Origin of the sequence: Streptomyces agglomeratus, from assembly GCF_001746415.1 — a bacterium.
GTDB classification, from domain to species: Bacteria; Actinomycetota; Actinomycetes; order Streptomycetales; family Streptomycetaceae; genus Streptomyces; species Streptomyces agglomeratus.
The window spans coordinates 4113209-4132420 of sequence record NZ_MEHJ01000001.1 but is presented as its reverse complement, the minus strand read 5'-3'; the positions used below and the strand labels follow the sequence as shown (position 1 = coordinate 4132420).

Below are 19212 nucleotides of genomic sequence, written 5' to 3'. Positions count from 1 at the left end.
CGATGCCGGTGCGCACCCGCGCCCCGGAACACCGTCACCTCTGCCCAGTGGAGTGTTCCCGCATGAACGTCACCCGTCTGTCCGCTGCCTCCGTCGCCGCCGTCGCCGCTTCCACCGTCCTGCTGCTCTCGGGAACGGCCTTCGCGCACGTCGGCGTACAGCCCGTCGGGCCCGCCGAAAAGGGCGGCTACGCCACCGTCAACGTCAAGGTCCCCAACGAGCGGGACAACGCCTCCACCATCAAGCTCGAAGTCTCCTTCCCCACCGACCACCCGCTGTCGTCCGTCATGCCCCAGCCCGTGCCCGGCTGGACGACCAAGGTGACCAAGACCGAGCTCGACAAGCCGCTCAAGGTCCACGGCAAGGAGATCAACGAGGCCGTCTCCAAGGTCACCTGGACCGGCGGGAAGATCGGCCCCGGCGAGTTCCAGCAGTTCCCGCTCTCCCTCGGGCAGCTGCCCGAGGACGCCGACCGGCTCGTCCTCAAGGCCGTCCAGACGTACGACAACAAGGAGGTCGTCCGCTGGATCGAGGAGCCCAAGGAGGGCGAGGAGGAGCCGCAGTCGCCCGCTCCCGTCCTTCAGCTGTCCGAGCCCGCGGGTGACGACCACCACGGCGCGTCCGGCGACGAAGCCAAGAGCGACGGCAAGGAAGCCGCCAAGGTGGACGACGCCGCTCACGAGAGCGGCGAGACCGCGTCCGCCAGCGACGCCGGCAGCAGTGACACGACCGCCCGCGTCCTGGCCGTCGTCGGCATCCTCGTCGGTGCCGCGGGTGTGGCCTTCGGCGTGCTCGCCGGCCGCCGCCGCACCTCCTGACGCCTCATCCCCCACCGAAACACCGGGACCCCACTCCATGCGCAAGAAGAACGCGACGGCCGTCGCGGCGCTCGTCGCCACGGCCGCACTCACCCTGTCCGCGTGCGGCGGCGACAAGGCGGACAGCGGCTCCAAGCCCGTCGCCGACGTCTCCGTCGGCGTGAACGACAAGGCCGCGACCGTGCTCGACCGGCCGTTCAAGAAGCCGGACCTCGTCCTCACGGACACCCACGGCAAGAAGTACGACCTGCGTGAGCGGACCAAGGGCAAGCCGACTCTCATCTACTTCGGCTACACCAAGTGCCCCGACGTGTGCCCGCTGACGATGAGCAACATCGCCATCGCGTACAAGAAGCTCCCCCAGGCGGACCGGGACAAGCTCCAGGTCGTCTTCGTCACCACCGACCCCGAACGCGACACCCCCGAAGTGCTCGGCAAGTGGCTCAAGGGCGCGGGCGACCCCACGTTCACCGGCCTCACCGGCGACTTCCCGACCATTCAGGCCGGGGCCCGCCAGATGGGCATCGGAATCGACCCGCCGAAGAAGGAGAAGGACGGCACGGTCGTCTCCATGCACGGCGCGCAGGTCATCGCGTTCTCCCCGAAGACCGACGCCGGATACGTCCTCTACAGCGAGGGCACCTCGGCCGACGACTACATCGAGGACCTTCCCGAGCTCGTCAAGGGGGAGAACCCGTGACCCGCCGCCGCACCGCCCTCGTGACGGCCGTGGCCGTGGCAGCCGGCCTCGCGCTGGCGGGCTGCTCGTCCTCCACGGGCTCCACCGGCTCCACCGGCTCCACGGTCGACGGCAAGCCTGATCTGAAGGTCAGCGGGGCGTTCATGCCGGAGCCCGTCATGGACGACATGGCCGCCGGCTTCCTCACCATCACGAACGACAGCGACGTCGCGGACAGACTCACCTCCGTCACCAGCGACATCGCCGGCGAGGTGCAGATCCACGAGACCAAGAACCAGAAGATGCGGGAAGTCACGTCCTTCGACATCCCCGCGGACGGCGCTCTGGATCTGGAGCGCGGCGGGAACCACATGATGTTCCTGAAGCTCAAGAAGAAGCCCCACAGGGGCGAGAACGTGTCCGTGGAGCTGCACTTCGAGAAGGCCGGCCCGATCAAGGCCGAGCTTCCCGTGAAGGAGCCCACCCACAACCCCGAGAAGCATTGAGGGACTGACACACCATGCCGGCAACCGCCCCGCGCTTCGGAGCAGCCGTAGTGATCAGACTGCTGCTCATCACCACGGCCCTCCTCGGCACACTGCTCGCAGGAGCCACTCCCGCGTCCGCCCACGCGGCGCTCACGGGAAGCGACCCGAAGGACGGGGCGGTCGTCGCCACCGCGCCCAAGCACGTCACCCTCACGTTCTCCGAAAAGATCGCTCTCGGGAACGACTCGATCCGCGTCCTGGAACCGAGCGGAAAACGCTCCGACACCGGTGACGTACGCGACATGAGCAGCGGCGGCGTCGTCAAGTACGGCGTCCCTCTGCACCCCGGACTGCCCGACGGCACGTACACCGTCGCCTGGCAGGCCGTGTCCGCCGACAGCCACCCCATCTCCGGAGCCTTCACCTTCTCCATCGGCGCCCCCTCCAAGACCACCGTCGCCCTGCCCGACCAGACCGCCGGCGGCGGCCTGGTCGGCGCGCTCTACGGCATCGCCCGTTACACCGCGTACGCCGGCTACATCCTGCTCGTCGGCGGCGGCGCCTTCGTGCTGGCCTGCTGGCAGCGCGGCGCGGGCGAGCGGCCACTGCAACGCCTCGTCGTACAGGGCTGGATCACCCTCACTGCGTCGACCCTGGTGATGCTGCTGCTGCGCGCCCCGTACACCGGGTCGGGCAAGCTCGCCGACGCCTTCGACCTGAGCGGGCTCAAGGCCGTACTGGAGACCAAGACCGGCGCCTCGCTCGTCTCACGGCTGCTCCTGCTCGGCGCGGCCGCGCTCTTCGTCGCCGTACTGTTCGGCGCGTACGCGAAGAAGGACGCGCCCCTCGACGAGGAGCAGGCGAACGAGAAGAAGGACCTCACCTTCGGGCTCGCCCTCGGCGGCGGCGTGCTGGCCGCCGGGATCGCCGCGACCTGGGCGCTCTCCGAGCACGCGTCGACCGGGCTCCAGCCCGGCATCGCGATGCCCGTCGACGTCCTGCACATGCTGGCCGTCGCCACCTGGCTCGGCGGCCTCGCCGCGCTGCTGGTCGCGCTCTACCGGGTGCCGGGAATCGAACGCAGCGTCGTACGGAGCTTCTCCCGCGTGGCCTTCGCGAGCGTCGCCGTGGTGGCCGCCACCGGGATCTACCAGTCCTGGCGGCAGGTCGGTTCCTGGTCGGCGCTGACCGGGACGGCGTACGGACAGCTCCTCCTCGTCAAAATCGGGCTGGTCGCCGTCCTCGTCGGCATCGCGTGGATATCGCGGCGCTGGACCGGGCGGCTGGCCGAGACGGCGACCGGGCGGGCGCAGGAGACACCGGACGAAGCCCGGGCGCAGGAAGAAGAAGAAAGGGAAGCCGGGACGGCCACGACCGCCGACACCGCCGCGACTCCCGCCGCGAGCGCCGCGACCACCGACGCCGACACCACTGTGGCCGAGGAGCCCCGACCCGTCACCGTCCCGGCGGACCCCGCGCGGGCCGCGCAGCTCGCCCGGCAGAAGGCCGCCGTCGCCACCGCTCGCGTGAAGCGGGTACGGGACGCCGACCCCCAGCGGCTGGGCCTGCGGCGGTCCGTGCTGACCGAGGCCGCCGTCGCCGTGGTGCTGCTGGCCGTCACGACCGTACTCACCAGCACCGAACCCGGGCGCACCGAGGAGAAGGAAGCCGGGCGGGGCGGGGCGGCCGCCGCGCCCGCCGGGCCGGTCGACGTCCGCATCCCCTTCGACACCGGCGGCGAGGACGGCAAGGGCACCGCCAGGGTCGAACTCGACCCGGGACGCTCCGGCGGCAACACCCTTCACCTGTGGCTGGAGCGGCCGAACGGGCGCGCCATGGACGCCCCCGAGGTGAAGGTCGCCTTCACCGACAACGCCAACGAGATCGGCCCGCTGCCCGCCGTCCCCGACCGCATCGCCACCGGCCACTGGACCGCGAACGGGGTGCAGATCCCCATGCCGGGGACATGGGAGGTCGAAGTGACCGTCCGCACCTCCGACATCGACCAAGTGACCGTCAAGAAGAACGTGAAGATCGGCTGACCGGCGTGAGCGACAACGACGTGAGCGACAACGACATCTCCAGGCGGCGGCTCCTCGGCACCGCGGGCGCGGCCGGCGCCGCGGGCCTCGTGCTCGGCGCCGGCGCCGGCGCCGGCGTGTACGCCGCCGCCGGCTCCGAGTCGTCCTCCGGCGCCGGGGCGCTGACATCCGTCGGCTCGACCGCCGTCCCCTTCCACGGCACGCACCAGGCCGGCATCACCACCCCCCTCCAGGCCCGCGGCCACCTCGTCGCCTTCGACCTCGCGCCCGGCGCCGGACGCAAGGAGGCGGCGGCCCTGCTGAGGCGCTGGTCGGCCGCCGCCCGGACGATGACGGCGGGCAAGCCCTCCGGTGACGGCGACACCGGCGTCGCGCTGGACGCCGGGCCGTCCTCGCTGACCGTCACGTTCGGCTTCGGCCGCACGTTCTTCGGCCGTACGGGACTGAACGCGCGGCGCCCGGCCGCCCTCGACCCGCTGCCCGACTTCTCCTCCGACCACCTCGACCCCCGGCGCAGCAACGGCGACCTGTGGGTGCAGATCGGCTCCGACGACGCCCTGGTCGCCTTTCACGCCCTGCGCGCGATCCAGCGGGAAGCCGGCGAAGCCGCCGGGGTGCGGTGGCAGATGAACGGTTTCAACCGTTCCCCGGGTGCGACCGTGCGGCCCATGACCGCCCGCAACCTGATGGGACAGATCGACGGCACGGGCAACCCGAAACCGTCCGAGCCCGACTTCGACCGGCGGATCTTCGTACCGGCGGACGGCGGCGAGGGACCCGAATGGATGGCGGGCGGCTCGTACGCGGTCGTACGCCGCATCCGGATGCTCCTCGACGACTGGGAGAAGCTGGCGCGCGGCGAGCAGGAGAAGGTCATCGGCCGGAGGAAGAGCGACGGAGCGCCGCTGACGGGCGGCACCGAGACCACCGAGCCCGACCTGGACAGGACGGGGCCCGACGGCAAGCTCGTCATCCCGTCCAACGCCCACGCCCGCATCTCGGCCCCGGAACAGAACGGTGGAGCGGCGATGCTGCGCCGGCCCTTCTCGTACCACGACGGGATCGGCGCGGACGGCACCCCGGACGCCGGACTGCTGTTCATCTGCTGGCAGGCGGATCCGCTGCGCGGCTTCGTGCCGGTGCAGCGCAAGCTCGACCGGGGGGACGCGCTGTCGCCGTTCGTGCGGCACGAGGCGAGCGGGCTGTTCGCGGTGCCGGGCGGGGCACGGGACGGCGAGTACGTCGGACAGCGGCTGCTGGAGTCCTGAGGCCGGTTCCCGCGTGCCGTACGGCCCTCCCGTACGGCGCATTAAACGGCCCTCCCGTACGGCGCATTAAGGTGACCGTATGTCGGCAACGCGCTATGCCTATCTCGGTCCCGAGGGCACCTTCACCGAGGTCGCCCTCCGCACGCTCCCGGAGGCCGCAACGCGGGAACTCGTCCCGATGGTGTCCGTACCGGCCGCTCTCGACGCCGTACGCGGCGGTGAGGCGGCGGCGGCGCTCGTACCGATCGAGAACTCCGTCGAGGGCGGTATCACGGCGACCATCGACGAGCTGGCGTCCGGCGAACCGCTGATGATCTACCGCGAGGTGCTGCTGTCGATCAGCTTCGCGCTGCTGGTGCGCCCCGGCACGAAGCTCTCCGACATCAAGACGGTCACCGCGCACCCCGCCGCCCAGCCGCAGGTGCGCAACTGGATGGCGACGCACCTGACCGACGCGCTGTGGGAGTCGGCGGCGTCGAACGCGGACGGCGCGCGACTGGTGCAGGAGGGCCGGTACGACGCGGCCTTCGCGGGGGGGTTCGCCGCGGCGAAGTACGGTCTGGAGCCGCTCGTCACCGAGATCCACGACGCGGTGAACGCGCAGACGCGCTTCGTGCTGGTGGGGCGGCCCGCCCGGCCGGCGGCGCCGACCGGGGCGGACAAGACGTCGGTGGTCCTGTGGCTGGGCGACGACCACCCGGGCGCGCTGCTCGAACTGCTCCAGGAATTCGCGGTGCGCGGCGTCAACCTGATGCTGATCCAGTCGCGGCCGACGGGCGCGGGAATCGGCAATTACTGCTTCGCCGTGGACGCCGAGGGACACATCTCGGACCGGCGGGTGGGCGAAGCGCTGATGGGGCTGAAGCGGATCTGTCCGAACGTGCGGTTCCTCGGTTCGTACCCGCGGGCCGGTGTGGCGGCCGAGGACGTGCGGGCGCTGCGGCCGGGGACCTCGGACGCGGAGTTCGTGGCGGCCGCCGACTGGCTGGCGCGGAGCCAGGACGGGCGGGCCTGACGGTCCCCGTCCACCGGAGGTGGCTGCTGCCGGTGCTGGCGCTACCTGCACATTTGCGTTATCCACAGAAGTTGTCCACAGGTGCGGTTCTCGACCTGGGGACAAGTCGACAACGTATGCCGACATCGTCGACAAATCTGCTCAGAGGGCTCCCTTCCGTCCACAGGTCGGCAGGTCGGTCACTGTCACCTCAATTCCATTGATCAACTCTTTAGAGCGAGCAATTCCCACCCGAATGAGTGTGTGGCAAGGGTTTGAACCGGGAATCCTTCGCCCTTCACGCACCTTCCGGAACGACCCCTTCCGGCATCCACAGATCTTTCGCACAGCCTGTGGATAAGTTTCGGAACCCACCCATTCCTGTGGACAACCCGGTCGCCAACTCCCGCCCCGGGCAAGGAAAAAGCGTCAAGGAAAGGCCCGACACATGCCCTGTTTCGGGGAATAGCGCCTGTTTTATTGACGCGCTCCACAGGCGGTCCGGTGCCCGCTCTCCACCTTTCCCATTTTGGGCAATACGGGCAAAGCGCCACGCAATGCGATATCAAGTCGATCGCCGCAAGCGGTCGCGGGTAGCCTGGTGGGGTGATTGACCTTCGCCTGCTCCGTGAGGACCCCGACCGTGTTCGCGCCTCCCAGCGCGCCCGTGGAGAGGACGTCGCCCTCGTCGACGCCCTGCTCTCCGCCGACGAGCGGCGCAGGTCGTCCAGCGTCCGCTTCGACGAACTGCGCTCCGAGCAGAAAGCGCTCGGCAAGCTCATCCCCAAGGCCGCCGGTGACGAGAAGGCCGAGCTGCTGAGGAAGGCCGGCGAGCTCTCCGCCGCCGTCAAGGCGGCCGACGCCGAACAGGACGAGGCGGCCGAGGAGTCCAAGCGGCTGCTGCTCCAGCTCGGCAACATCGTGCACCCCGACGTCCCCGTCGGCGGCGAGGAGGACTTCGTCGTACGGGAGACGGTCGGCGCCCCGCGCGACTTCGCGGCCGAGGGCTTCGAGCCCAAGGACCACCTCGAACTCGGCGAGTCGCTCGGAGCGATCGACGTCGAGCGCGGCGCGAAGGTGTCCGGCTCGCGCTTCTACTACCTGACCGGCATCGGCGCGCTCCTGGAACTCGCCCTCGTCAACGCGGCGATCGCGCAGGCCACCGAGGCCGGACTGATTCCCATGCTGACCCCCGCGCTGGTCCGCCCGCGCGCCATGGAGGGCACGGGCTTCCTCGGCCAGGCCGCGGAGAACGTGTACCACCTGGAGAAGGACGACTACTACCTGGTCGGCACCTCCGAGGTCCCCCTCGCCGCGTACCACATGGACGAGATCATCGACGCGGACAAGCTGCCGCTGCGGTACGCCGGATTCTCGCCCTGCTTCCGGCGCGAGGCCGGCACGTACGGGAAGGACACCCGGGGCATCTTCCGGGTGCACCAGTTCGACAAGGTCGAGATGTTCTCGTACGTCGACCCGGCGGACGCCGAGGCGGAGCTGGACCGGCTGCTGGCGTGGGAGAAGCAGTGGCTGTCGTCGCTGGAGCTGCCGTTCCAGGTGATCGACGTGGCGAGCGGCGACCTCGGTGCCTCGGCCTCGCGCAAGTACGACTGCGAGGCGTGGATTCCGACGCAGGGCAAGTACCGCGAGCTGACGTCCGCGTCCAACTGCCTGGACTTCCAGTCGCGCCGGCTGTCGATCCGCATGCGTGACGGCAAGAAGGTGCAGCCGCTGGCGACGCTGAACGGCACGCTGTGCGCCGTTCCGCGCACGATCGTGGCGATCCTGGAGAACCACCAGCAGGCCGACGGTTCGGTGCGCGTGCCCGAAATCCTGCGTCCGTACCTCGGAGGACGAGAGATCTTGGAGCCCATCTCCAAGTGAGCACCGCCTCCCGTCCGTTCCCGTACAAGCTCGTCGCGACCGACCTCGACGGGACGCTGCTGCGCTCCGACGACACGGTCTCGGTCCGTACGCGCGACGCGCTCGCCGCGGCCACCGCGGCGGGCGCGGCCCACATCGTCGTCACCGGGCGCTCGGTGCCGTGGACCCGGCACATCCTGGACGATCTCGGCTACGAGGGCCTCGCGGTCTGCGGCCAGGGCGCGCAGGTCTACCACGCGGGCGAACACCGGCTGCTGACCTCGGTGACGCTGGACCGGCAGCTGGCCGGCCTCGCCCTCTCCAAGATCGAGGCGGAGACCGGCCCGCTGGCGCTCGCCGCGAGCCGCGACGGGCTGGACGGCGAGGTGCTGGTCGGGGCGGGCTACCGGGTGCAGGAAGGCCCGCTGCCGTACGTGCACTTCGAGGACCCGTCCGATCTGTGGTCGGCGCCGCTGAACAAGGTCTACATCCAGCATCCCGAGCTGGACGACGACGAGCTGGCGCGGGTCGCCCGGCAGACGGTGGGCAGCCTGGTCGACGTGGTCATGGCGGGCGCGGGCGTGGTGGAGCTGCTGCCGCTGGGCTTGAGCAAGGCGACGGGCCTGTCACTGGCGGCGCGGCGACTGGGGCTCAAGGCCGCGGACACGATCGCCTTCGGCGACATGCCGAACGACATCCCGATGTTCGGCTGGGCGGCGCACGGCGTGGCCATGGCCAACGCGCACGACGAGCTGAAGGCCGTGGCGCACGAGATCACGGCGTCCAACGACCACGACGGCATCGCGGTGGTGCTGGAACAGCTGCTGAGCGGCTGACCGGCTGACCGGCTGCGGCTCTGTGGGCCGTGGCTGTGGGGCTGTGGCTGTGGGTCTGTGGCCGTGCCTGTGGGGTTGCGGCCGTGGGGCTGTCGCCGGTTTCCGGCGGCCCTGGGCGGCGTCGGGGCAGTGGCGAGTGTTGGCCGGGTCGGGTACGTCACCGGCCAACACCCCTCCCCCGTGAGTGGTGCGTCACCCAGTGTGCCGACCCTCGCCGACCACGTCACCTTATTTTTTTCCTGCGGCCGGTCCGGCCCTGACGCCGGGCGTGCTGCGCCCGGCGACGGGGTGACGGCGTCCCTGGTCGTGGGCCCGTTCGCGGCGCGTCACCGGAAGGTGTAGCAGGCTGGTGCCGTGACCAGACCCGATGTGAGAGTGCGCAGGGTGTACGAGCCGCCGTCCCCGGACGACGGTACGCGCGTCCTGGTCGACCGCCTGTGGCCGCGCGGCCTGAGCAAGGAGACGGCGGAGGTCGACGAATGGCCCAAGGCTCTCACCCCGTCGGCCGAACTGCGCCGCTGGTACCACGGGCCTTCCGGCGACTTCGACGAGTTCGCCCGCCGTTACGAGTCCGAACTCGCCGCACCGGAGGCGGCCGCCGCCCTGGACGGCGTACGTACGCTCGCGAGGGCCGGCCGGATCACGCTGCTCACCGCCGCCAAGGAACCCGAACACAGCCACACCGCCGTACTGCTGCGCCTGCTGCTGGGCTGAGGTCCTCGGCGGCGGCGGGGCATCAGCGGCGCTTGCGCCGCTTTCCGCCCTGACCGCGCTCCAGGGCGGTCAGCCGGTGGGAGACGTCGTCGAGCCGGCGGTCGATCCGGTCCTACATGTGGCGCATGTGGTCGGAGAGATCACAGAGCCGGTTGCTCATGGCACCGATCACCTGGTTGGTGGTGTCGAGCCGCCGGTCGAGCCGGTCGAGCCGTACCGAGATCCCGTTGATGACCGGGCCCAGCTCCTGGAGCGCGCGCCCCACGGTGTCGAGATGGGACTCGGCCGCGGTGACGCGCTGGTCGAGCGAGGCGTACCCCGCGCGCCAGCCGTTCTCCTCGGCGTCGAGGAGGTGCGTACGGACGCATCGGGCGATGTCGCTGTCGCGAAGAAGCATCGCCACGTTGAGGACGGTGCGGCGGGTGTAGAGGGTGAGTTGAGTGGCTGCTTGTGGATAACTTGTCCCCAGGTCGTCGTTCCATAGGGACAAGATGTCCCTATGGAAGACCCGCAGGTCATCGCCTCGCAGTACTTGCAACCCGTTCTCGTCCAGTTCGGCGCGGTGGCGCTGGACGACCTTCTTGAGGACCTCTGTGGATACCTCGAAGTACCGGGCCACGTCCTCTGTGCGAACGTGAATTCCGCCCGGGAGCATGACAAGCGCCTTGACCTTGTCGAGGACATCGACGCGCACCAGATGCTCGTCGCGCATGGTGCGCGATTCGAGCAGGGTGACTTCTGACGGCATGAGCATGCCTTCCGTTCGTTGCAGCCGGTGATGGACAGCCCTGTCCCCGGGCTTCTGGGGGCGGAGGACGCTCAAGGTGGCTACTCGCTCTGGTGACCGGCCCGGATCCGTTCCGGCACCGGCAATCCCCGACTTCACGAACGCTCGACGTATCAGATTCCGGTTGCCTCCACGCAGAGGGAACAACGAGCCGATAAACGTACAGTTACGCGGAAACGCGTCAACCCCCGTCCACAGGACGGGGGTTGACGGAGCTGAGCGTTCCGGTTACTCGGTCACTCCTCGCCCGCGAGCTTCAGCGTGCGGAGCTTCTGGCCCGCGTACCAGGTCGCCGCCACCGTCACCGCCGCCAGCAGGACCACCGCCGTCGGCAGGGCGACGTCCGAGGTGATCGTGCCGTTCGCGCCGATGCGTTCCGCCAGGGACAGCGCCCACTGCTGGACGCTGAGCGTGCGCGCGCCGGGGACCAGACTGCCGAAGAGCGTCTCCCAGACCAGGGCGTAGACGAGGCCGAAGACCACCGCGTGGCGGCTGACCGTACCGAGCAGCAGGAAGATCGCGCTGTACGCGATCGACGCGACCAGTGCGGCGACCGTGTACGCGATGGCGATCTGCCCGCCGTTGCCGTTCAGGATCAGCCCCGCGACGAAGGTCGGGATCGCGGAGAAGGCCATCGTCACGGCGATGGCGACGATCAGCTTGGTGAAGATGATCGTGGGCCGCTTCACCGGCTTGGCGAGCAGATACACGATCGAGCCGTCGTCGATCTCCGGTCCGATCGCGCCGGTGCCCGCGATCACGCCGATCAGCGGGATCATCGTGGCGATCGCGAAGCCGCCCAGGACGTCGGACGCGATCTGATCGTCCGCGCCCGCGAGCAGCCGTACCGAGACCGCGATGACGATCAGCAGCGCCGGCAGGACGAAGAGGATGGCGGCCCGGCGGCGGCCGAGGAGGGCCCGGTAGGTGAGCCGGGCGACTGTGGGTTCGTAGATCATCGCTGCAAGCTCCTTTCAGGCCGCTACGAGGTAGGAGAAGACCGATTCGAGCGACTCGTCGGAGGGCGAGACCGTCATCAGCCGGATGCCGTGCGCACGGGCCACCCGCGGAAGCAGGGCCGTGAACCGGCCGAAGTCGACGGCCTGGATGCGCAGCGCGCCTTCCGCCAGGTCCACTTCGATGCCGGCCGTCGACGGGTCCGCGATCAGGGCGGCGGCGAGCGCGCGGTCGTCGCTGGACCGTACGAGATAGCGGTGCGGACGGTCCGTCATCAGGCGGCGGATCTTGCGGAAGTCGCCGGAGGCGGCGTGCCGTCCGGCCACGATGACCTCGATGTGCGAGGCGAGCTGTTCGACCTCCTCCAGGATGTGGGAGGAGAACAGGACCGTACGGCCTTCGGCGCCCATCCGCCGCAGCAGGTCCATGAGCTGCATGCGCTGGCGCGGGTCCATGCCGTTGAACGGTTCGTCCAGGAGCAGCACCGACGGGTTGTGCACGAGCGCCGACGCCATCTTCACGCGCTGGCGCATGCCCTTGCTGTACGTCGCGATCTTGCGGTCCTGCGCGTACTCCATCTCGACGGTCGCGAGCGCCTGCTGCGCCGCCCCGGCGGTCAGGCCGTGCAGTTCGGCGTTGGCGACGACGAATTCGCGTCCGGTGAGGAAGTCGTACATCGCCTCCCGCTCGGGGACGATTCCGATCTCCTTGTAGACGGACTCGTTGCGCCAGATCGGCTTGCCGTCGAGGGTGACGGTGCCGGTCGAGGGTGCGAGGAAGCCGCCCATCATGTTGATGAGGGTGGACTTCCCGGCGCCGTTGGGGCCGAGCAGTCCGGTCACGCCCGGCCCGACGCGCATGGTGATGTCGTTGACGGCCACCACGTTGCCGAACCAGCGGGAGGTGTGGTCGATGTCGATGGTGGTCACAGGCCGGCCTTCCGGTAGCGGCGCATCAAGGCGGCGTACGAGCCGAGGACGAGCGCGAGGACGGCGAGCAGGTAGACCACGCCACTGCCGGCCGAGGGACCTTCCCCGCCGGGGAAGGCCGAGGTGGCGCCGAGGAAGGCGGTCTGTACGCCGTCGATGAGTGTGACGGGCGAGAAGAGCCCGAGCCACTCGACCGCCCCGGTGGAGCCCTGCTCCCAGGCGATCGCCTGGACGGTGGACACCGCGCCGTACGAGATCGTCAGTACGGCGATGACGGCGGCCACGCCGAAGCCGCGGCGCGGCGTGAGGGCGGCCATGACGAGGCCGAGCCCGGCAAACAGGACGGACAGCAGTGCCACGGAGACCAGCCCCTGTGCGAACGCCTTTGTCTGGTCGGCGAAGTCGAACTCGGCGAGCAGCGCGCCGGCGTAGAGGATCACCAGCGGCGTCGCCGTGAGGATGAAGAGGGCGGACGCCATCGCGGCGTACTTGGCGAGGACGTAGTCGACGCGCTCGATGGGGCGCGAGAAGTACAGCGGAACGGTTTTGAAGCGCAGGTCGCGGGACACGGACTGCGGGGCCTGGGAGGCCAGGTAGAGGCCGATGACGGCCTGCATGACGATGGCGTACCGGGTGTACTTCAGCGGCAGGTCGGTCATGCCGGGGGTGGCCACGGCGACCGCGACGATGATGGCCGCGACGAGGCACATCACCGCGAAGAGGATCATCGGCAGGACTTTGGACTTGGCGCTGCGGCCGAGTCCGTACGCGCCGCGCAGGGACTGCGAGAAGAGCGAACGGCGTGCGTACGCGCGGCCCAGGCGGGGTCCGTCGTACGACCGGTAGCCGATGTTGTGGATACGGGTCGGGTCGGTGCCCGGCGGTGGTGTCGTGAGATCAGCTGGCATCGCGGCCGTCTCCCTTCTGCTGTGCGGCGGCGACGGGCTCACGGGCGGCCTCGGCGTCCGCTGCCGTGTGCTCGTTCGTGCGGAAGACCTCCGCGATGTGGTGCCGGCGCTGTTCCATCCGTACGAGTCCGATCCCGAGGTCGGCCACGGCGTCCCGCACCAGGTCGTACGTCTCCTCGCCGGTCGCTTCGACGAGCAGGATGTGCCCGGCGCCCGGCAGACCGTCCTCCACGCGCGCGTGGAGCGTCGCTCCGGCGGCGGTCAGGGCCTCGCGCAGGGCGCGCGTGCCGTCCGGGTGCGCGTCGCTGTCGGTGACTTCGACGGCGAGGGTGGCCGTGGTCTGGGTGAAGTCGCTGGTGGAACTGGAGCGCAGCAGCTTGCCGCCGTCGACGACGACGACGTGGTCGCAGGTGCGCTCCAGCTCGCCGAGGAGGTGTGAGGTGACCAGGACCGAAATGCCGAAGTCGGTGTAGATGCGGCGGATGAGGCCGAGCATCTCGTCGCGGCCGACCGGGTCGAGGCCGTTGGTCGGCTCGTCCAGGAGGACCAGCTTCGGGTCGTGCACCAGGGCCTGGGCCAGCTTCACCCGCTGCTTCATGCCGGTCGAGTAGCCGCCGATGGGACGGTAGCGCTCCTCGTACAGCCCGACATGGCGGAGGGTGTCGGCGGTGCGTTCGCGGGCGGCGGTCGGCGGGAGTCCCGACATACGCGCCATGTGGACGACGAACTCGGTGGCCGAGACGTCCGGTGGCAGCGTGTCGTGCTCGGGCATGTAGCCGACCTGCTCGCGGATGGCACCGCCACTGGTGGCGACGTCCAGGCCGAGTACGGCGGCCGTGCCCTCCGTGGCCGGGGACAGACCCAGCAGGATCTTGATCAACGTGGACTTGCCGGCTCCGTTGGCGCCCACCAGCCCGGTCACACCGGGTCCGATGTCCAACGAGAGCCGGTCAAGAGCGGTCACCCTCGGGAACCGCTTGCTCAGGCTTTCGGTCGCGATCACAGTCACGTTTTCGAAGGTAGTGGCGCAGACCACAGCCCGCGTCAGACCAGGCGGCTGGATCCGTGTCCGACTCAAGGCGTACGGGCCCGTAGGGGCCGCCGGCTCCGGGCCGGCTTCCGGCTCGGCTTCCGCATCGGGTTTCCACAGGTAACACCCGGGCCCTTGACGTCGACGCCGGGCATTGTCACATTCATCAGTGTCAAGTTACGACCGCGTACCGCAACACGGGACGGACAGGTGGCATGGCTTCAGCAGCAGTCTCAGCACTCTCCGCGTCAGGATCCGCGTCAGGATCCGCGTCAGGATCCGCGTCAGGATCCGCGCCGCACGGCGAACTCACCGCCGAGTTGCGGGGGTTCCGGGAGGTGCAGCGCCTCGCGTACGCCTGCGCGGAAGCCGTCGCGGCCCAGCTCAAGCCGGGGGTGACCGAGCGCGAGGCGGCCCGGATGCAGCGGGCCTGGCTGCGCGAGCGCGGGGTGAACGACTGGTTCCACCTGCCCTTCGCCTGGTTCGGGGACCGTACGGCCTTCGTGAACTTCCGGGTGCCGCTTCAGTTCTTCCCCACGAACCGGCGGCTGGAGGCGGGGATGCCGTTCATCCTCGACATGGCCCCGGTCTACAAGGGCTTCACGGCCGACATCGGCTACTCGGGCTGCCTCGGCCTCAACCCCGTGCACGACAAACTCCTCGCCGACCTCGAAGCGCACCGTGAGCTGATCCTGCGCGAAGTGCGCGAGCGCCGCTCCCTGCGGGAGATCTACGAGGACGTCGAGCGGCTCATGACCCGCCAGGGGTACGCCAACCGGCATCGCGCCTATCCGTTCGGCGTGATCGCGCACAAGGTCGACCGGGTGAAGGAGCGGCGCTGGTCGCCGCACCTCCTCGGGTTCGGCACGCAGTCGCTGAAGGGGCTGGCGAGCGACGCCCTGCACGGCCACCGCGACGGCTGGTCGCCGCTGTGGAGCCCGTACACCTTCTCGGACCATCCGCCCCGGCCGGGCCTGTGGGCGGTCGAACCGCATCTCGGATTCCGCGGTACGGGCGTCAAGTTCGAGGAGATCCTGGTGGTGACGGACTCCAGGGACCCGGAGCAGAGCGCGTTCTGGCTCGACGACGATGTGCCGCACGTGCGGCGCTGGGCAGAGGAGAAGTCGGCGTGAGGATCGAAGAGGCCACCGAGCGGTGGGTGCGTACGGGCGGAGTCGAGCTGTGTGTCGCGGAGATGGGCGACACGGCGCGGCCGACCGTACTGCTGGTGCACGGCTATCCGGACAGCAAGGAGGTGTGGGCGGAGGTCGCGTCCCGGCTCGCCGAGCACTTCCACGTGGTGCTGTACGACGTGCGCGGACACGGCAGGTCCACCGCGCCCCAGCCGCTGCGCGGCGGCTTCACCCTGGAGAAGCTGACGGACGACTTCCTGGCGGTCGCGGACGCGGTCAGCCCGGACAGGCCGGTGCACCTGGTCGGGCACGACTGGGGCTCCGTACAGTCCTGGGAGTTCGTGACGGTCAGGCGCACCGAGGGCAGGATCGCCTCCTTCACCTCGATGTCCGGTCCCTCCCTGGACCACTTCGGACACTGGATCAAGAAGCGGATGGTCCGGCCGACCCCGCGCGCGGCCGCCCAGCTGCTCGGCCAGGGCGCCAAGTCCTGGTACGTGTACATGATGCACACACCCGTGCTCCCGGAGCTGGCCTGGCGCGGCCCGCTCGGCAGGCAGTGGCCCCGGATCCTCCAGCGGGTGGAGAAGATGCCGGCCGGTGACTACCCGACGGCCTCACTGCCCCGGGACGCGGCGCACGGCGCCTGGCTCTACCGGGACAACATCCGCGCCCGGCTGCGCAGGCCGCGCGCCGACGCGTACGCCCACGCACCCGTGCAGCTCATCACGCCCACCGGCGACGCCTTCCTCTCCGAGCGGCTGTACGACGAGCTGGAGCAGTGGGCACCGCAGCTGGTGCGGCGCTCGCTGCCCGCCAAGCACTGGGTACCGCGCACCAGGCCCGACCAGCTCGCGTCGTGGATCACCGACTTCGTCACGGCGAACGAGGACACGGCGGCCGGGGTGGCGCCCCGCGACACGGTCGCCGGCGGTCCGTACGCCGACCGGTTCGCCGGGCAGCTCGTCCTGGTGACGGGCGCGGCCGGCGGCATCGGACGGGCCACCGCGTACGCGTTCGCCGAGGCGGGGGCACGGATCGTGGCCGTCGACCGGGACGCGGAGGGCGCGGCCCGTACGGCGGAGATGGCCCGGCTGATCGGGGCCCAGAAGTCCTGGGCGGAGACGGTCGACGTCAGTGACGAGCAGGCGATGGAGAAACTCGCCGAGAAGGTCGCCACCGAGTACGGAATCGTCGACGTCCTGGTCAACAACGCCGGAATAGGGCTGTCCGGCTCCTTCCTCGACACCACCTCCGAGGACTGGAAAAAGGTCCTGGACGTGAACCTGTGGGGCGTCATCCACGGCTGCCGCCTCTTCGGCAGGCAGATGGCCGACCGCGGCCAGGGCGGCCACATCGTCAACACCGCGTCCGCGGCGGCGTACCAGCCGTCGAGGGCGCTGCCCGCCTACAGCACGTCGAAGGCCGCGGTGCTGATGCTGAGCGAGTGCCTGCGGGCGGAATTCGCCGGCCGGGGCATCGGAGTGAGCGCCATCTGCCCCGGACTGGTGAACACCGGCATCACCTCGACCGCACGGTTCGCCGGGGTCTCGGCGGACGAGGAGAAGCTCAAACAGCGGAAGACCGCGCGCCTGTACGGGATGCGCAACTACCCGCCGGAGAAGGTCGCCGACGCGGTGCTGAAGGCCGTCGTGCGCAACCAGGCCGTCGTCCCGGTGACTCCCGAGGCGCGCGGCGCCCACTTCCTGTCGCGCTTCGCGCCGAAGGCCCTGCGCGCGATCGCCCGGCTGGAGCCGCCGCTGTGAGCACCGGGGAGCAGTACGCCATCACCCCGCGCCGGGTCTCCTTCGACTGGCGCCGGACGCCGCTGCACTGGATACCGGACGAGCCGACCGCCACGCACGTGATCAACGTGCTGCACCTGCTGCTTCCGGCGGGGGAGCGGTGGTTCGTCAGGGTCTTCAAGGAGGCGCTGCCGCTGGTCCGCGATCCGGACCTGCTGCGGGACGTCAAGGGGTTCATGGGTCAGGAGGCGACGCACAGCGTGCAGCACGCGTACGTGCTGGACCACCTGGCCGGGCAGAACCTGGACACCGCCGCGTACACCCGGCATGTCGACTTCCTCTTCGAGAAGCTCCTCGGTGAGAGCCCTCCCTTCGGGGTGCCGGTACCCGCGCGGGAGTGGCTGCGCTTTCGGCTGTCGCTGGTCGCCGCGATCGAGCAGTTCACCGCCGTACTGGGCAACTGGGTGCTGCACGCCGAGGGCCTCGACCACGCCGACCCGGACACCGTGATGCTCGACCTGCTGCGCTGGCACGGCGCCGAGGAGGTCGAGCACCGCGCCGTCGCCTTCGACATGTACCAGCACTGCGGGGGCGCGGGCCTGCCGCGGTACGCCCGCCGTGTCGAGGGCATGGTGGTGGTCGCACCCGTGCTGCTGTGGCTGTGGGCGTGGGGAGCCGCGTACCTGATACGTCACGATCCGCAGCTCGCGGGCCGGCTGCGGTATTCGCTGCGCGAGCACAACCGCGCGGTGGCCAAGGGGCTGCTGCCGACCTGGCGCGAGCTGGGTTCCGCGATACCGCGCTACTTCCGGCGGTCGTACCATCCCTCGCAGGAGGGCTCGCTGCGCAAGGCCGTCGAGTACCTCGCGACCTCGCCCGCGGCCCGGGCCGCGGCGGGGGCGGTGGGACGGGCGGCACTGTCCTAGGGAAGACCGGGAGCGGTGAGCGGCACGTGGTGAGCGGTGAGGGAGTGAAGGCGTGAGCGGGTCCGGGCAGCCGGCTGCGGAGTACCGGATCGAGGACCTCGCGCACCTCAGTGGCGCCACGGTCCGGACGATCCGCGCCTACCAGGACCGCGGGCTCCTGCCGAGACCGGAGCGCCGCGGCCGCTCCAATGTGTACGGGGACACCCATCTGGCCCGGCTCCATCAGATCGCCGGGCTCCTCGACCGCGGTTACACCCTGGCGAGCATCAAGGAACTGCTGGAGGCGTGGGACGCGGGGAAGGGGCTCGGCGGGGTGCTCGGGCTCGTCACCGAGGTCAGCGGTCCGTGGACGGACGAGGAGGCGGACCGAATCTCGCGGGCCGAGCTGGACGAGCGGTTCGGCGGTGAACCCGACGACGCGGCGGTCGACGAGGCGGTGGAGCTCGGGGTGCTGGAGCGCGTTCCGGGACGGGACGACGAGTTCCTCGTTCCGTCGCCCCAAGAGCTGGCGGTGGCGGTCGAGTTGCACGCGGCGGGCGTTCCGCTGCCCGCGATCTCCGGCCATCTGCGGGAACTTCGCGGTCAGGTGGAACACATCGCCGCGCGTTTCCTGGAGTTCACCACCGAGCACGTCTTCGCCCGCTACCTCGGCCACTCCCCGCCGACGGACGCGGACGCAGCGGAGGCGGCGACACTGGTGAGGCGGCTCCGGCCGCTCGCCCAGCAGACGGTCGACGCCGAACTGGCCCGTGCCATGAGGCTGTTCGCCACCCGGCACCTCCAGCAGCACCTCGGCGCGGGAGCGCCGCCCGTATCGCAGCCCGAGCCGGTCGCGGTGGCGATTCCGGCGAGCACAATGCGCGCTGTGTGCACGCTTGTTGGGGAAGAGCAAGCGGCGGCCTTCGTCGCAGCGGCGGCCGAACGAGAAGTACAGACGAGAACATTGGACTCATTGGCCGCAAATCGCGACATATGCGGCGAAGTTACTCAAACAGACTGAAATGCGAGGCGACTTGTCCACAGAGTCGTCAAATCCCTTGTGGAAAAGTCGAGTTGGCTGTGGAACAAACCTGATCGCCCAAATGAGTGGCGTGA

Annotated in this window: 17 protein-coding genes and 1 pseudogene; 13 read left to right on the top strand and 5 right to left on the bottom strand. The window is 70.0% G+C overall.

Annotated features, from left to right (window positions below; translation table 11 throughout):
* Window positions 1-62 precede the first annotated feature (62 nt).
* The 9 genes from AS594_RS17895 (at window position 63) to AS594_RS17855 (ending at window position 9702) form a co-directional block, all read left to right on the top strand.
* Window positions 63-818, top strand: a complete 756-nt coding sequence (locus AS594_RS17895) for a YcnI family copper-binding membrane protein (RefSeq protein ID WP_069928009.1) — start codon at window positions 63-65, stop codon at window positions 816-818.
* Window positions 819-855: 37 nt separating this feature from the next.
* A complete protein-coding gene (locus AS594_RS17890; protein WP_069928008.1) occupies window positions 856-1518 on the top strand; it encodes an SCO family protein in 663 nt (220 codons plus the stop codon).
* On the top strand, window positions 1515-2003 hold the full coding sequence (locus AS594_RS17885; RefSeq protein ID WP_069932626.1) for a copper chaperone PCu(A)C: 489 nt from the start codon (window positions 1515-1517) through the stop codon (window positions 2001-2003). Before AS594_RS17890 ends, AS594_RS17885 begins: the two co-directional genes overlap by 4 nt.
* A gap of 14 nt (window positions 2004-2017) precedes the next feature.
* Window positions 2018-4027, top strand: coding sequence for a copper resistance CopC/CopD family protein (locus AS594_RS17880; protein WP_069932627.1), 2010 nt, complete (start codon window positions 2018-2020; stop codon window positions 4025-4027).
* Window positions 3952-5295 carry an iron uptake transporter deferrochelatase/peroxidase subunit gene (gene efeB / locus AS594_RS17875; RefSeq protein ID WP_079148172.1) on the top strand — a complete coding sequence of 448 codons (1344 nt, stop codon included), beginning with the start codon at window positions 3952-3954 and terminating at the stop codon, window positions 5293-5295. The genes AS594_RS17880 and efeB overlap by 76 nt, the downstream gene beginning before the upstream one ends.
* A 79-nt stretch (window positions 5296-5374) precedes the next feature.
* Complete coding sequence (gene pheA / locus AS594_RS17870) at window positions 5375-6310, top strand: prephenate dehydratase (protein WP_069935154.1); 936 nt, start codon at window positions 5375-5377, stop codon at window positions 6308-6310.
* Window positions 6311-6895: 585 nt separating this feature from the next.
* Window positions 6896-8173 carry a serine--tRNA ligase gene (gene serS / locus AS594_RS17865; RefSeq protein ID WP_069932630.1) on the top strand — a complete coding sequence of 426 codons (1278 nt, stop codon included), beginning with the start codon at window positions 6896-6898 and terminating at the stop codon, window positions 8171-8173.
* Window positions 8170-8988, top strand: coding sequence for an HAD family hydrolase (locus AS594_RS17860; RefSeq protein WP_069928002.1), 819 nt, complete (start codon window positions 8170-8172; stop codon window positions 8986-8988). Before serS ends, AS594_RS17860 begins: the two co-directional genes overlap by 4 nt.
* Before the next feature lie 354 nt (window positions 8989-9342).
* The gene (locus tag AS594_RS17855; RefSeq protein ID WP_167368028.1) at window positions 9343-9702 is read left to right on the top strand and encodes a DUF488 domain-containing protein; all 360 of its coding nucleotides are present in this window, start codon (window positions 9343-9345) and stop codon (window positions 9700-9702) included.
* Window positions 9703-9724: 22 nt separating this feature from the next.
* Here the strand turns inward: AS594_RS17855 and AS594_RS17850 are convergent.
* The 5 genes and pseudogenes from AS594_RS17850 to AS594_RS17830 form a co-directional block, all read right to left on the bottom strand.
* Window positions 9725-10450 (bottom strand): annotated as a pseudogene (locus AS594_RS17850) (hypothetical protein).
* 275 nt (window positions 10451-10725) lie between these two features.
* Window positions 10726-11445, bottom strand: coding sequence for an ABC transporter permease (locus tag AS594_RS17845; RefSeq protein ID WP_069930580.1), 720 nt, complete (start codon window positions 11443-11445; stop codon window positions 10726-10728).
* An 18-nt stretch (window positions 11446-11463) separates the two neighbouring features.
* A complete protein-coding gene (locus AS594_RS17840; RefSeq protein ID WP_069928000.1) occupies window positions 11464-12375 on the bottom strand; it encodes an ABC transporter ATP-binding protein in 912 nt (303 codons plus the stop codon).
* Entirely contained in the window at window positions 12372-13283 is a 912-nt protein-coding gene (locus tag AS594_RS17835) for an ABC transporter permease (protein WP_069932632.1), read from the bottom strand. The genes AS594_RS17840 and AS594_RS17835 overlap by 4 nt, the downstream gene beginning before the upstream one ends.
* Window positions 13273-14292: an ABC transporter ATP-binding protein gene (locus tag AS594_RS17830; RefSeq protein WP_420877801.1), complete on the bottom strand. Its 1020-nt coding sequence runs from the start codon at window positions 14290-14292 to the stop codon at window positions 13273-13275. The genes AS594_RS17835 and AS594_RS17830 overlap by 11 nt, the downstream gene beginning before the upstream one ends.
* Before the next feature lie 359 nt (window positions 14293-14651).
* On the opposite strand from AS594_RS17830, the gene AS594_RS17825 reads away from it, so the two are divergent.
* The 4 genes from AS594_RS17825 to AS594_RS17810 are packed head-to-tail and all read left to right on the top strand — an operon-like array spanning window position 14652 to window position 19117.
* Window positions 14652-15446, top strand: coding sequence for a M24 family metallopeptidase (locus AS594_RS17825; RefSeq protein ID WP_240509039.1), 795 nt, complete (start codon window positions 14652-14654; stop codon window positions 15444-15446).
* Window positions 15443-17212, top strand: a complete 1770-nt coding sequence (locus AS594_RS17820) for an SDR family oxidoreductase (protein ID WP_069932634.1) — start codon at window positions 15443-15445, stop codon at window positions 17210-17212. The genes AS594_RS17825 and AS594_RS17820 overlap by 4 nt, the downstream gene beginning before the upstream one ends.
* Window positions 17209-18117 (top strand): metal-dependent hydrolase, encoded by a 909-nt coding sequence (locus AS594_RS17815; protein WP_069932635.1) that lies wholly within the window; start codon window positions 17209-17211, stop codon window positions 18115-18117. Before AS594_RS17820 ends, AS594_RS17815 begins: the two co-directional genes overlap by 4 nt.
* Window positions 18118-18169: 52 nt before the next feature.
* Window positions 18170-19117 (top strand): MerR family transcriptional regulator, encoded by a 948-nt coding sequence (locus tag AS594_RS17810; RefSeq protein ID WP_069935153.1) that lies wholly within the window; start codon window positions 18170-18172, stop codon window positions 19115-19117.
* The last annotated feature ends 95 nt before the right edge of the window (window positions 19118-19212 follow it).

Coding starts and splice junctions, on each gene's coding strand:
- AS594_RS17895 (WP_069928009.1), top strand. CDS start 63: ATGAACGTCACCCGTCTGTCCGCTGCCTCCGTCGCCGCCGTCGCCGCT.
- AS594_RS17890 (WP_069928008.1), top strand. CDS start 856: ATGCGCAAGAAGAACGCGACGGCCGTCGCGGCGCTCGTCGCCACGGCC.
- AS594_RS17880 (WP_069932627.1), top strand. CDS start 2,018: ATGCCGGCAACCGCCCCGCGCTTCGGAGCAGCCGTAGTGATCAGACTG.
- efeB (WP_079148172.1), top strand. CDS start 3,952: ATGGGAGGTCGAAGTGACCGTCCGCACCTCCGACATCGACCAAGTGAC.
- pheA (WP_069935154.1), top strand. CDS start 5,375: ATGTCGGCAACGCGCTATGCCTATCTCGGTCCCGAGGGCACCTTCACC.
- AS594_RS17835 (WP_069932632.1), bottom strand. CDS start 13,283: ATGCCAGCTGATCTCACGACACCACCGCCGGGCACCGACCCGACCCGT.